This is a genomic window from Ahrensia marina, assembly GCF_042140245.1.
Lineage (GTDB): Bacteria > Pseudomonadota > Alphaproteobacteria > Rhizobiales > MH13 > MH13.
The window spans coordinates 1,182,917-1,196,522 of record NZ_CP159483.1 but is presented as its reverse complement, the minus strand read 5'-3'; the positions used below and the strand labels follow the sequence as shown (position 1 = coordinate 1,196,522).

The 13,606-nt window shown below is 55.6% G+C and carries 12 protein-coding genes; 4 read left to right on the top strand and 8 right to left on the bottom strand.

Features of this window, described 5'->3' with window-relative positions; all coding sequences use genetic code 11:
• The first annotated feature begins 138 nt into the window (after positions 1-138).
• The 3 genes from ABWH92_RS05890 (at position 139) to ABWH92_RS05880 (ending at position 4,025) form a co-directional block, all read left to right on the top strand.
• Positions 139-1,821, top strand: coding sequence for a methyl-accepting chemotaxis protein (locus ABWH92_RS05890; protein ID WP_375573025.1), 1,683 nt, complete (start codon positions 139-141; stop codon positions 1,819-1,821).
• 159 nt (positions 1,822-1,980) lie between these two features.
• A complete protein-coding gene (ubiG, locus tag ABWH92_RS05885) occupies positions 1,981-2,730 on the top strand; it encodes a bifunctional 2-polyprenyl-6-hydroxyphenol methylase/3-demethylubiquinol 3-O-methyltransferase UbiG (RefSeq protein ID WP_375573023.1) in 750 nt (249 codons plus the stop codon).
• Between the two features lie 257 nt (positions 2,731-2,987).
• Complete coding sequence (locus ABWH92_RS05880) at positions 2,988-4,025, top strand: endonuclease/exonuclease/phosphatase family protein (RefSeq protein ID WP_375573021.1); 1,038 nt, start codon at positions 2,988-2,990, stop codon at positions 4,023-4,025.
• Positions 4,026-4,030: 5 nt separating this feature from the next.
• Here the strand turns inward: ABWH92_RS05880 and ABWH92_RS05875 are convergent, their stop codons facing one another.
• From ABWH92_RS05875 to ABWH92_RS05860, 4 genes are read right to left on the bottom strand one after another with little or no spacing between them, the layout of a single operon-like run.
• Positions 4,031-4,606: a DUF1178 family protein gene (locus tag ABWH92_RS05875; RefSeq protein ID WP_375573019.1), complete on the bottom strand. Its 576-nt coding sequence runs from the start codon at positions 4,604-4,606 to the stop codon at positions 4,031-4,033.
• A complete protein-coding gene (locus ABWH92_RS05870; RefSeq protein WP_375573017.1) occupies positions 4,603-5,451 on the bottom strand; it encodes a carbon-nitrogen hydrolase family protein in 849 nt (282 codons plus the stop codon). The genes ABWH92_RS05875 and ABWH92_RS05870 overlap by 4 nt, the downstream gene beginning before the upstream one ends.
• A 12-nt stretch (positions 5,452-5,463) precedes the next feature.
• The gene (grxC, locus tag ABWH92_RS05865; RefSeq protein WP_375573015.1) at positions 5,464-5,721 is read right to left on the bottom strand and encodes a glutaredoxin 3; all 258 of its coding nucleotides are present in this window, start codon (positions 5,719-5,721) and stop codon (positions 5,464-5,466) included.
• A 45-nt stretch (positions 5,722-5,766) separates the two neighbouring features.
• Positions 5,767-6,486 carry a ComF family protein gene (locus tag ABWH92_RS05860; RefSeq protein ID WP_375574199.1) on the bottom strand — a complete coding sequence of 240 codons (720 nt, stop codon included), beginning with the start codon at positions 6,484-6,486 and terminating at the stop codon, positions 5,767-5,769.
• Positions 6,487-6,870: 384 nt separating this feature from the next.
• On the opposite strand from ABWH92_RS05860, the gene ABWH92_RS05855 reads away from it, so the two are divergent.
• On the top strand, positions 6,871-7,815 hold the full coding sequence (locus tag ABWH92_RS05855) for a methyltransferase domain-containing protein (protein WP_375573014.1): 945 nt from the start codon (positions 6,871-6,873) through the stop codon (positions 7,813-7,815).
• 25 nt (positions 7,816-7,840) lie between these two features.
• Here ABWH92_RS05855 and ABWH92_RS05850 read toward each other — a convergent pair whose 3' ends face one another.
• From ABWH92_RS05850 to argJ, 4 genes are all read right to left on the bottom strand, one after another.
• On the bottom strand, positions 7,841-7,981 hold the full coding sequence (locus ABWH92_RS05850) for a Flp family type IVb pilin (protein WP_375573012.1): 141 nt from the start codon (positions 7,979-7,981) through the stop codon (positions 7,841-7,843).
• A gap of 122 nt (positions 7,982-8,103) precedes the next feature.
• Entirely contained in the window at positions 8,104-11,847 is a 3,744-nt protein-coding gene (locus ABWH92_RS05845) for an EAL domain-containing protein (protein WP_375573010.1), read from the bottom strand.
• An 82-nt stretch (positions 11,848-11,929) separates the two neighbouring features.
• Positions 11,930-12,334 (bottom strand): (deoxy)nucleoside triphosphate pyrophosphohydrolase, encoded by a 405-nt coding sequence (locus ABWH92_RS05840; RefSeq protein WP_375573008.1) that lies wholly within the window; start codon positions 12,332-12,334, stop codon positions 11,930-11,932.
• Complete coding sequence (argJ, locus tag ABWH92_RS05835; protein ID WP_375573006.1) at positions 12,331-13,590, bottom strand: bifunctional glutamate N-acetyltransferase/amino-acid acetyltransferase ArgJ; 1,260 nt, start codon at positions 13,588-13,590, stop codon at positions 12,331-12,333. The genes ABWH92_RS05840 and argJ overlap by 4 nt, the downstream gene beginning before the upstream one ends.
• Between the last annotated feature and the right edge of the window lie 16 nt (positions 13,591-13,606).

Here is a 13,606-nt window from a genome sequence, read left to right as displayed (position 1 = left end):
ATCGTACTTTTTTAAGAGATTTGGCCGAGAAGGCTAGCGCTGGGGACAAAGCATAACGCTTTCGTCAAAACCGAACTTTTTGATCAATTGAACCGCCACCGCCTTTTTAGTCGGGCCGGTCCAATCGGGAGCCACTTTGTGAAAAATCTATCCATTGGAATGCGCCTCGTTGCGCTATCTGTTGTTTTTGGCCTGGGTATCTTCGCCCTTGCAGGCACGTTTTTGTATCTGTCGAACCAGATGCTCAATGAACAACGCAGCGCCGAACTGATCAGCATCACGGACGCAGCTGTGTCGCAGGTGGCGGCCCAACATGCCCGCGCTGAAGCTGGCGAGATCACTGTTGAGCAAGCACAAACCAATGCAATGAACGCCATTCGGGACATACGTTACCGCGACATCGAGTACTTTTTCATCCATGATCTGGAAGGCACCATGCTCATGCATGCGGTGCGTCCCGACTTGGATGGGCAGAATCTCAACGACCTTCAAGATCCTAATGGAACTTACCTCTTTCGCGAGCTGATCGTTGCGGCCAGCTCACCAGAGCGCTCAGGCTTTGTTGACTATTACTGGCCACGCGCTGGCTCCGATGAACCGATCCACAAGCTTTCCTATGTGGTTCAGTTCGAGCCCTGGGGTTGGGCCATCGGCACAGGCCTTTACACAGATGATCTGCGCGCGGCGCTGTTGGCCAAGGTCGCCAAATTCGCCCTCATCGGTGGTATCATCATTCTTCTTGGGGCTGTTGTTGGGTTTGCCATCAGCCGCTCAATATCTCGTCCTGTTCGCGCCATCACCGACACAATGAAGAAGCTGGCTGACGGTCAGACCGACATCACCATTCCAGCGCGCGAAGAGCGTCACGAGATCGGCGCTATGGCAGCAGCTGTCGAAGTCTTCCGTGACAATGCACTTCGTCAGACGGAGATGGCAGGCAAGGTGGAGGCTGATGCCAACCAGCAAATGGAGCGTCAGCAACGTATCGAGGGATTGATTACAGACTTCCGCGCCTCGGTCAGCACAATGCTTGATGCTGTGAGCGGCCGTGTGGGCGAGATGGAAGAGGTTGCTGTCAACCTTGCAAACGTCGCCGAAGACACATCGGGCCGCGCCACAACTGCCGAACAGGCCGCGCAAGATGCTTCATCCAACGTTCAAACCGTGGCCAGCGCGACGGAGGAACTGACAGCATCCATCGCCGAAATCTCCCGCCAAGTGGATGAAACCACAACCACGGTTGGTCAAGCCACCCACACGGTGCGCACGACCAATGAGAAAGTGGAAAGCCTGTCAGACGCCGCACAAAAGATTGGCGATGTGGTGAAGCTCATCTCCGATATTGCGGAGCAAACCAACCTTCTGGCGCTGAACGCAACGATTGAGGCAGCACGTGCTGGTGAAGCTGGCAAAGGCTTTGCTGTCGTGGCCAGCGAGGTGAAAACCCTTGCATCCCAAACCGCCAAAGCAACTGAGGAGATCTCCGAACAGATCGGGTCTATCCAAGATGCCACCGGCGAAACAGTTGTCGCTATCCGCGACATTGGCACTGTGATTGAGAACATCAACGGCACCATCGACATGATTGCTGAAGCCACGCAACAGCAAGGCGCAGCCACCGCTGAAATATCTTCATCTGTCATGGAAGTGGTGCATGGCACATCGAACGTCGCCGACAATGTATCGGTCGTAAAAAACTCTGCTGGCGAGACATCAAGCTCCGCTGGCACTGTGCGAACGGCCGCTCAAGACCTTTCACAGAAAGCTGACACGTTGCGCGGCGAAATCGACACGTTCCTAAAGAGCGTCACAGCCGCGTAAGATTAGCCTAACCACCACGTCATCAAAGGCCGAGAAAGGGAAACCTCTCCCGGCTTTTTTGTAGCGCGGGAAACAGGGCCGCGACATGAGGCCACTGGCGCTTGCCACCGCGCTTCTTATAGTGTGACACCAACGCAAGCAGCACAGGCACACACATCCATGGCCACGACCACAAGCTCCATCGATCCCGATGAAGTTGCACGCTTTTCTGCATTGGCCGCTGAATGGTGGGACCCCAAAGGCAAGTTCGGTGTGTTGCACAAGTTCAACCCGGTGCGTCTGGCCTATATCCGCGAAAAACTGTGCGCTCATTTCGGCCTGGATGAGAAGCTCGCCCACCCTCTCAAAGGTCTGCGCATTTTAGATATCGGTTGCGGCGGCGGTCTGCTTTGCGAACCGATGGCGCGTTTGGGCGCGACGGTTGTGGGCGTCGATGCCTCCGAGAAAAACATAAGCACCGCTGCCGTGCATGCGCAAGAACAGGGTCTGACCATCGACTACCGTGCAACCACAGCAGAGTCTTTGTTAGCGGACGGCGAAACCTTCGATGTCGTGCTCAACATGGAAGTGGTGGAACACGTGGCCGATGTCGACAGCTTCGTTGCCGATTGCGCGGCTATGGTGAAGCCTGGTGGCGTGATGTTCATTGCCACCATCAACCGCACCGCCAAAGCGTTTTTCATGGCAATCATTGGGGCCGAACGCCTGTTGCGCTGGCTGCCAGTTGGCACCCATCAATACGACAAATTGGTGAAGCCCGAAGAACTGGCAAACGCCCTTGAACCAACAGGCATGGCTATCATTGATCGCGCCGGCGTGGCGTTCAATCCATTGGAGGATCGCTGGAAGCGCGTGCCCAATGATCTGGACGTCAACTACATGGTGCTGGCGGCCCGGCCGAACGAGTAGGCAAGTCTGCTCATTCGTCCATTTCTTGATTGATCACGATACATGGCATCGCTGCGATGCCAAAATGAGCCCAACGTAAAACTTGGCCAAAGACTACAAGGCACCCAGAATCACTCATGATTTGGGGTCGATAGCGCGCGTTTTTCTGTCATAAAAACACCATAGCGATATCAGATACTTTGCTAGAGCAGTATTCACTCTGCTTTCTGACAAGCTTTTGCTCCCATCGTACCTTTCAGTCATGAACGGAACACGCCATGGCAAGCCGCGACATCTCCTTCGCAACGTTCAATCTCTACAATCTGCAACTGCCCGGCCAAGCGATCTATCGCGACACAGACGGGTGGGATGAACCAACCTACAAGAAGAAGATAAACTGGTCTGCGGCCAGCTTGTTACGGTTGCAAGCCGACATGATCGGATTTCAGGAACTTTGGGCAAGAGACGCGCTCGTTGAAGTGCTCAACGAGGCAGACCTCGCCACCAGCTACACGCCCCTTGTACCAACGAACCACAACGGGAAGAGCATCGTCTGTGCTGGCGCCGTGCGCACCGACATGCTGGTCGACGAACCAGTCTGGATCAAAGACTTCCCCGAAGAAGCTGTTTTGCAGTCGACCGGTGAAGATCCTCAGACCGAAAGCATCTCAGTCACCCTTCGCTCTTTCTCCAGACCTGTGCTTCACGTGAAAGTTCGGCCCGATCCACGCACGCCAGTGATTCATGTGTTTGTCTGTCACTTCAAGTCCCGGCGCCCGACCCAAATTTGGCGCGAACGCTCCTGGTACGAGAAAGAGATCCATGGTCCCCATGTAACGGCTCTCGGCTATGCGATCTCTACCATCCGCAGAACCGCCGAAGCGGCAGCGCTTCGCGTTGCAATCACCAAAATCACCAAGGGGACCAATGAGCCGGTGGTTGTGCTTGGCGATCTTAATGACGGCAAATCAAGCAACACACTCAACGTGCTCACAGAGCAGCCCAGCTACCTCAATCCACTGTCGGTTGGAGGTGGTGACAACGCGCTCTACACAGCCCAAACACTGCAAGAATACCGCTCAACCCGCGATGTTTACTACACGCATGTTTTTAAGAAGCAGCGCGAAAGCCTCGATCACATTTTGTTTTCTGAGCAGTTCTACGACAACTCAAAAGATCGTTTGTGGGCGTTTGATGAAATGATCGTCAACAATGATCACCTCAACTATGAGGATCACAAGGAAAGCGGCACAACAGATCACGGTCTGGTGCATGTCGGCTTTAAGTGGCGGCCAGCTCCAAGCGCGCAGGAGTAAGGTTCTTAGTGACCATCCTCAGGCAGCGCCGGTAAGACAAACACGTCTATGCCTTCCTCGTCGAGCGCCGCGGCTTCTTCCAGGCTCGCTTCCCCACGGATAGGGCGCTCATCAACCTCGCCATGATGCATTTTGCGTGCTTCTTCGGCAAAGCGCGTGCCTACATCCTCAGAATTGGCTTCCACTTCAGCCCGCAATTTGCGCACGGTCTCCACATAGGCCTTCACCGGCGCGGGTGCATCCTTCAAAGACGGCACAGATGCTGCAACAAGCGTGTTTGGCGGCGCAGCTGGGGCAGGCGAAACCTCGCTATCAACGGGGGCTTTGGGGGTGTCGTTTGAGGCTTCTGCTTCCAACGCTGCTTTCGCTTGCACCATAGCCTGGTGCACCTCTTTGGCAGCTTTTTCCTTGGCGCGACCGGTAGAGACATTCGGCGCCATTAGGGCCTTGCTGATCGACGCGTCACCGCAGACCGGGCATTGGAGCAACCCACCTTCGACCTGCATGTCGAAATCGTCGCTACCACGGAACCACCCATCAAAGGCATGGTTGTTGGAGCACCTCAGGGAGTAAGAAATCATGCAACAGCCTTCGACGGTGAGAGCGATACGGTTTCCAACGTAAAGTCTCGGTCATGAGTAAGCGCAGGGATCTTGGCACGTGCATCGGCGACTTTGGCAATGTCCAGGTCGGCCATCAAAACGCCGGGCTCATCATCGTCTTTTTCAGCCACGATCATACCCCAAGGGTCGATAACCAGTGAATGGCCATAGGTTTCACGGCCATCCTCATGCGTTCCGCCTTGGGCAGCGGCAGCCACATAGCTGCCTGTCTCAATGGCACGAGCACGCAACAGCACATGCCAGTGGGCTTCACCTGTTTGACGGGTAAACGCTGCTGGCGTTGTCAGCAGATTTGCGCCAGCGCGCGCCTGCGCACGAAAAAGCTTTGCAAAACGCAAATCGTAGCAGACGCCAAGACCCAGACGTACAGAGCCCAGATCAGCGACAGCACAGCGCTCTCCGGGTGCATAGATCGCGCTCTCACGCCAGCTCTCACCCCCAGCAAGATCAACATCAAACATATGAATCTTGTCATAGGTGGTGATCAGCGCACCATCGGAATTGAAAAGATGCGCCCGATTGGCAAAGCGCCCATCGGCAAGTGGCACAGCCATCGAGCCAATGTGCAAAGCAATGCCCAATGAACGGGCAAGCGTCGCAAACCGTACGGTCGCGGCATCAACTGCCCCTTCGGTCACTTCAGTCGCTATACGATCTCGATCGCGCTCTATCAGCGTCGTCATCTCAGGCGTTTGCACATATGTCGCGCCCTGTGCAGCTGCTTGGGCAATCAACGCGCACGCCTCGTCCACATTGGTTGACATGGTGCGCCCTGAGCGCATTTGAATGAGAGCGATCTTCATGATGATCTGTCCTTAGGCCGCCAGCAAGCCATCAAGCTTGCCAGCGCGCTCCAGCGCAAACAAATCATCGCATCCGCCAACATGATGGTCATCTATGAAAATCTGCGGAAAGGTTGCAGCGCCGCCAGATTTTGAAACCATTTCCGCCTTCACTGCTGGCTTCAACGTGGCGTCATGCTCGACAAACGCGACACCTTTTTGTTTCAGCAGAGACTTTGCTCGCGAGCAGAACCCGCACATCGCGCGGGTATAAATCGTAACACTGGCCATCAGGCCCTCCATACACCGGGTTGGGCAGAGCCCAAGTCAACGCCGTTATATGGTGCTGATGCTCTCCTGCACAACGGCAGTGGAAAAAACCAAAGCGTCGACGTGTTTAGGCCGCATGCTGCTGTCTTGTGAACGCAGCGTCAGTGCCAGCGCGTTGAGTGTTGCCCCGGTGGTGTGAACGTCATCAACCATCACCACACGCTTTTCAGCCAAGGCAGCACGCGCCTTTGGCGTCAGTTTAAACGCGCCGCGCACATTGCGCAGCCGATCCCCGCGCGACAAAGAGAGTTGCTGCCGCGTCCGCTTCACGCGCTTCACACCATCATAAAGAACCGGCGCTCCAGTAGTGGCACCAATGGCACGCGCGAGCAGGGCAGACTGATTGTAACGTCGATGTAACTGCCGCCATGGATGCAAAGGCACAGGAACAAGCACTGTATCAGCCTCAAGCAACAGCGCTCGCCCAGCGCGCGCCATCATGGCGCCCAGCGACTCCGCCAAATGCCGCTGGCCGGAAAACTTCAAGGCGTGCACAAGACGCGGCGCCACGCCGTCATGCGTGCATACGGCCCGCAGGCGATCAAACTCCGGAGGATTGGCAAGCGCTTCGGCTGACACAGCACCTGGTCCCAGATCATAGGCAAGCGGAAGTCCCAGCCGATTGCACACAGGAGCCTCGATCCATGGCACTTGCCGCCAACATGAACCGCAAAGTCCACCATCCATTTGGACCATGGTTCGGCACAATGGACAGCTGGGCGGCACGACAAAGTCGAGAGTGTTCGTGAAGGTGGCACGCGACGCGTGCAAAACACGAAGCGCAAGTTGGGTCAGAAAGCCTTGTGATGGCGTGTTGGGGAGATCAGTGTGCGACGCAGCGTTGGCGGGCGGGCCGCTAAGTGCAGATAGGCGCTTTGTCATTTTCCCCCCAAGAAATCGACCACGCAAACGACCTGAAGATCGACAGACTGTGCGTGAAACGCGCAAAGTGCCACTAAGGTCATACACCATTCGTCGTAAAGTATTAGCGTTGCATTGTCATGCGCAGATTCCCCATTAGGGTGCATTGCACAAAAAGAGACCACTTCTCGATAGTTGCGGCGCACCCTAGATGGCCACCAATGCCGTTCTGACAGGTCGAACCACCGTATGCCCACATCACCCTCCTCTCCCGCCCCCGGCGCACCGCTGATTTTTGACAGCCAACTGCTCCGCCAACGCAAACGCCGTGCTCTGGCCACGGCGTCAAAACCAAAAGCTCGCGATGGCGGCTTCCTGCGTGATCACGCAGCCCACGAAGTTCGTGAACGCCTTGATGCTGTGGAACGCACATTCGATCACGCCCTCGATCTCTCTGACGACGACGGCAAGGTCGCGGAGCTGCTCACCAAAAGCCCGCGGGTAAAATCGATGACGCGCTTGGTCAGTGATGAAACCCTTGCAAGCACTGGCCAAGTTCCAGCCAGCGTGGCTATGCAAGAGCACCTGCCAGCCGCCCCCGAAAGCCTAAACCTCGTGACGTCTGTCCTTGGCTTACAGTGGGTGAACGACCTCCCAGGAGCCTTGGTTCAAATTCGCCGTGCATTGAAACCAGACGGCCTGTTTTTAGGCGCGTTGATGGGTGGCAACACGCTGCATGAGTTGCGCGATGTTTTGTCCGCCGAAGAAGACGAAGCTACCGGCGGTGCAAGCCCGCGAGTGATCCCCTTCGTCGATGTGCGTGATTTTGGCAGCCTGTTGCAAAGGGCTGGCTTTGCACTGCCCGTGACGGACGTCGATACCCTGACGGTGCGCTACGGCAATCTGTTTGTGTTGATGGCCGATCTGCGGGCTATGGGTGCGACCAATCCGCTCGTCCATCGCAGTCGCAAACCCTGGACCAAAACGCGTGCGGTGCGCGCTGCGCAGCTCTACGCGGAGCGTTACGCAGACCTTGATGGGCGTATCCGAGCAACCTTTCAGATCGTTTCTTTTTCGGGATGGGCACCATCCGAAGTGCAGCAAAAACCTTTGCGTCCCGGGTCAGCAACAACCCGTCTTGCTGATGCATTGGGGACGCAGGAAGAGCCCAGTGGTGAAAAACCAAATCGCTAGGATAGAAAGACCCGTTTTTGGCGGACTACTGAAGGGCCGTAGAAATTGTCGACAAAATCACCCCTAAGTTGTCGCCAGCTAGCTGGAGACTAACCAAAATCGCAACTGATGTAGCCGCGATGATAAGCCCGTACTCAAGCGCAGTCGCGCCTGATTCATTGCGCATGAAGTTTCTTAGGATATTCATCGTAACGCCCCTACTCACATGGCACCGTGTTAGCGCCTGGCATTGAAGAATTATCCCGCCAAATTGTTAAAGATTGAACCAACCTGGCAGAGCTCGGCTCGCTAAGCATGCCGCTTGATACAATCCGTTGACGCTTGCGGGCGGAGATCGGCGTCAGGACAGTTGGCTTTGTCACCGTCTTTCCAGAACACCGGTCGGAAACTGTATTCAGCTTCAATGTGTGCAGCATCCAGGCACGCTTCATGAAAAGCCTTTGGCTTTGCGAAGAAAAATCCTTGGACGCATTCGCATCCAAGATCTGACACCACTTGGAGTTCCGCTTCGGTCTCCACGCCCTCAACAACCAAGCTCAGACCAAGCCCCCTGCCGAGCCCAATAATGCCTTGCAGCAGACGTTTTTTCTCCGAGTTTTGATCGCAGTTGGAAACAAAAGATCGATCGATCTTCAACTTGTCGAACGACAGATCGTTGAGATAGCTCAGCGATGAGTAGCCTGTTCCAAAATCATCCAACGCGATCTTCACACCCAACTGCTTTAAGCGACTGAAAAGGCGTTGAATGCGCGGCATCGCCTCATCGCTGAACACGCTTTCGGTTAGTTCCACGCACAACAGTTCGGGCGGGAAACCAGTCTGCTCAAGTGCACGAGTGATGTCGGCTTCCACATCGCGATGCCAAAGCTGCGCAACGGACAGATTAACAGCCATTTCAAGGGGCGCCCCGCCAGCATCGAGCCAAGCACGCCCCTGACGACAAACCTCCCGAACCATCCAAACACCCAGATCAGCGATAAGCCGCGAGCTTTCCGCAATCGGAATAAATTTTGAAGGGGGTATTGGACCGCGCGTGGGATGATTCCACCGGGCCAGAGCTTCGAAGCCGAGAATCTTGCCGTCCATGACATCGATCTGAAGTTGATAGTGGGCATCCAGTTCATCCGATTGAATGGCCGTACGCAGATCGCGAGCCAGATTCACCCGATCCTGCACTTCTTGATCAAGCCCAGCATGGAAAAGTAGCGCGCGATTGCGCCCTTCAGCTTTGGCTTCGTAGAGCGCCAAATCAGCAAAACGCATCCCCTCATCCGGATCACTGGTTTGTGCAGGCAGCATCACCATCCCGATACTGGTCGAGATATGAACAGAACCCTCGTTGAGTTTCACCGTGCCAGAGAAAGCCGAGATGATGCTTCGCGCCACTGCACTCAGGTCACAAGCCGACCCGACATCGGGCATAACAATGGCAAACTCATCACCACCGAGTCGAAACACCGTGCCTGCGCCATTAACAGACAAAGACAGACGCTCTGATACACGGCGCAGAAGTTGGTCGCCAGCTGCATGCCCAAGCAAGTCATTGACCTCTTTGAAATGGTCCAGATCAAGCAACAGCAAGCCAGCATTGGTGTCGCTGGTCTTGGTACGCTGCAAAACAGCATCAAGTTCGCGCGAGAAGTAAGAGCGATTGCCGAGACCGGTCAGCGGGTCGTGGAAAGCCAAGGCCTCTAGGGCACGCTCAGCACGTTTACGCTCCGTGATGTCCTGCACTGTGCCAAAGATTTCATACACTCGCCCACGCGCATCTTGTCTTGCTTTGGCAACAACACTGAGCTCGATGGATTTGGAGCGGCCAGCGATCCACTCAACATCCACAGCCTCGCTACCTTTGTTGCGCAAAACCTTGCGAAACGACCGCTGAACTGCTTCGCGCGACTCCGGCGAAAAACGCTGCAAAGCCTCGTCCGGCTGCTTGATGGCCTGGTCCTTGGACAAACCCACAAGGTCGAGATACTCCGGGCTTAACGTTACTGTTTTCGAGCGAAGGTCAAAAGACCAGGCGCCCAATCGACCCAAACGATGAGCCTCAGCAAGCTCCTGTGCACGGCGAGCAGCTTGCTCGCGCGCTTCGATTTCATCGGTGATGTTGGTTCCGGTGCCGCGATAACCCAGAAAAGCGCCATTATCAGCAAACCGTGGTTTGCCGTTGGCGCGAGCCCACATGCACCGGCCATCACTCAATTCCACTTTATAGATGAAGTTGCTGAACGCGCGACGTGCTCTAACATCCTCGTGGTGCTTTCGAAGAACCTCGTCACTTTCTGAGGTGCCGATCAGATCAAACCGCGGCACACCCACATAGGATTGTGCGGATTTGCCAGTGAACTGCTCAACAGCGGCACTCATGGACGTAAAAATGTGGTCAGCATCGGTTTCCCACATCCAGTCAGATGCAGTTTCGGCAAAGTCCTCCATCGCTGCATTGCGTTCTTCCAATGCTCGCTTGGCTTCGACCTCCGGCGTGATGTTGCTGCCTGTTCCACGATACCCCAGGAATCGCCCATTGGAATCAAAGCGGGGAATCCCATTGACGCGCAGCCACCGATCACGCCCGTCGGCGCCTTTGATCTTGTAGACGAGGTCGCGGAAAGGCAGATGTGCATCGATGTCTTTGCGATGGGCGGCAAACGCCTCGGCATTGTCAGGGTCATCGGCGAACGAAAAACGGCTTTTGCCAATGTAGCGCGATGGCGGATTACCGGTCTGGGCTTGCACCGCGTCGGTGATCATCGTCATCTTGTGGTCGGCGTCACTCTCCCACATCCAATCGGACGCCGTTTGCGCAAAGTCTTCCATCGCCTGCTTGTGATCGTCAGCAGCCTGCCGCGCTTCTACCTCTGCGGTGATATTGCTGCCAGTTCCGCGATACCCAACAAACCGCCCCTGCTTATCATATCGCGGAACGCCATTGATGCGCGACCAACGTGGTGTGTTGTCAGCGGCGTACGAGCAATAAACAAAATTTCGAAAAGGTTGCTGGGCCGCGATTTCACGTTTGTGATCATCAAAGCGACCGGCATTCTCCGGCAACGCCTCCAGTTTGAAGCGATTTCGGCCGATATAGTAGTCTGGCCTGTAGCCGGACTTATGAAACACCGCATCGGTGACCATGGTGAACCGATTGTCGGCATCCGTCTCCCACATCCAATCCGATGCTGTATTGGCGAAGTCTTCCATCGCCGTCTTGTGCTCATCAGTCTCCTCACGCGCCACAACATGCTCGGTTGTGTCACTCAGTGAGAAGATCGGTTGATTGGGGCTACCGGTCACTTTCAAGCCAAAAACGCGGCCAAACCGAACCATTGAGTCAGGAAGATCGCAGCAGAAAGCTTTCACACCATCGGATGCATTGATGATGTCGTCCAGTTCGTCAGGCTCCAAGGTTCGTCCAAGCAACGCGCTTAGGCAATCCATCTGCCGGCTGCCAAAAACATCCATTGGGTCGGAAAGCATAAGCAGGGCAAAATCGACAACACGATCATCCTGGATGATCGGTTCCAATGTGCCGCCAAGGAACCCCGTATCCCGTGTAAAGTCGGCCAAAACATCCCAAACCATGGCGACGGGTCTAGCGAACGCCAACACGCGATCTTTCGGGTGCTCAGTGCACGCCGCGATTGGCAGCAAAAGCCGCTGCCAACTGTGGGTTTGATGCGTCATCACCGCTTTATTGACGGCATAGGCGGGCGATTGCATCGCCAAGGCTTCGTCGTAACTGCGAACAAAAAACGACATGATATCTGTGTCGAAATCATTCGAGGACATGCCAAGCATTGACATGCCGCTAAACCGGGTGATGTTCGCGCCATAGTGGGTGTAGACAAACCCGCCTGTTTCCTCGGCCTCTACAATGAGGAAATCATCGGCAAGGGTGGAAAACGGCCCAGATTGTAAGTCTGTCAGTTGCGCATGATCGCCATGATGCCATGCCTCGACCAGCGGACGCATTTCTGGCGTCCGGTCCAAATCCAACGGCGCTATTGGTCGAATAATGCCTTGAACCTGCACAGATAGCTCCATCCCACAGGGCCAACGGGATAGATCAAATCTCTTCACGCAAGGTTAAGTAATCAACGAAAGGCCGTGTTTACTACAGCAGATCAATAAGCGGGGCGATCAGTGGGCCATCAGCCTCGGGCATAGGATAGCTGCGCAACTGGTTGGGGCGCACCCAGGCCAGATCCTGCCCTTCGCGCGGCTTGGGGTGACCTGTCCATCGTCGGATCACATAGAGCGGCATCAAAAGGTGAAAGTCATCATAAGCGTGGCTGGCAAAAGTCAGCGGCGCAAGGCAGGCCGTCTGCGTTTCAACACCCAACTCTTCGTGCAGTTCCCGCAGCAATGCCTCTTCAGGGCGCTCGCCTGCCTCAACCTTGCCACCTGGAAACTCCCAGAGACCCGCCATCGCTTTGCCTTCGGGACGTTTTGCGATCAACACTCGATGATCGGCATCCACCAAAGCAGCAGCGGCCACCAAAACAAGCTTCAGTGTCATGTGCGGTAATCGCCATTAATCGCGACATAGGCTTTGGTGAGGTCGCAGGTCCAAATGGTTGCCGCTCCGTCGCCAAGTCCAAGATCAACGCGCAAGGTGATTTCTGGCTGCTTCATGACAGACGCAGCAGCCTCTTCGCTGTAGGCTGGGTCGCGAGCGCCCTCAACGGCAACACGAACTTCGGTACCACCGGCGCCAAACCAAATGGCAAGCTTGTCGCGATCGGCGGGCTCCCCAGCCTTGCCAACAGCCATAACCACACGGCCCCAGTTGGCGTCTTCCCCAGCAAACGCCGTTTTTACGAGGGGAGAGTTGCCAATAGCACGCGCGATGACATCGGCGCTTGCATTGCTCGTTGCGCCTTCAACGCGCACCGTAACGAATTTCGACAACCCTTCCCCATCTTTCACGATGGCATGAGCAAGCTCGAGGCACAGCTCATCCAGCTTGGCCTGAAATACACCCAGCCGTGAATCCTCGATGTACGTAATCGGCGTCTCACTAAGTGTCTTGCCGGTCGCGAACAACAGCACCGTGTCAGACGTTGACGTATCGCTATCGATGGTGATGCGATTGAAACTTCCACCCACCGCTTTGCTCACCATCGCTTGCAAGACATCGGGCGCAATCGCTGCATCCGTAGCGATGAAGGAAAGCATCGTTGCCATATCGGGCGCGATCATACCGGCGCCCTTGGAGATCCCTGTTAGGGTGATCTCCTCGCCATCGATATCGACTTGTCGCGAGGCTGCCTTAGGAAAGGTGTCAGTGGTCATGATTGCCTTGGCAGCATCCACCCAACGGGTAGGTGCACCGTCAAGTGAACCAACCAATCCCTCCATCACATCAGCAAATTTATCTGCCGTGAGGGGCTCTCCAATAACACCTGTCGATGCGAGATAAACACTCTGTGGAGGCACATCCAAAGCGTGCGCAACAATATCGGCCGAGCGTTGGACCGACTGTTTGCCCTTCATGCCGGTGAACGCGTTGGCGTTGCCGGAATTGACGAGCAATGCCCTAGCTTTTCCCTCGCCTAGGAGGTCTTTGCACCACTCCACTGGCGCCGACGCGCAGGCTGACTGCGTGAAGGTGCCAGCAACGCTGGTGCCTGCGTCAAACGCCATCAAAAGAACGTCTGTACGTCCGGCATATTTGATCCCAGCCGCCGCCGTCGCCATGCGCACGCCCACAATCGGTAAGACATGTGGGTCGTGCGCAGGGGTAAACGGTGAGGGAAAATCAATCCCGCTCATAGAAACCAGCCTTTGT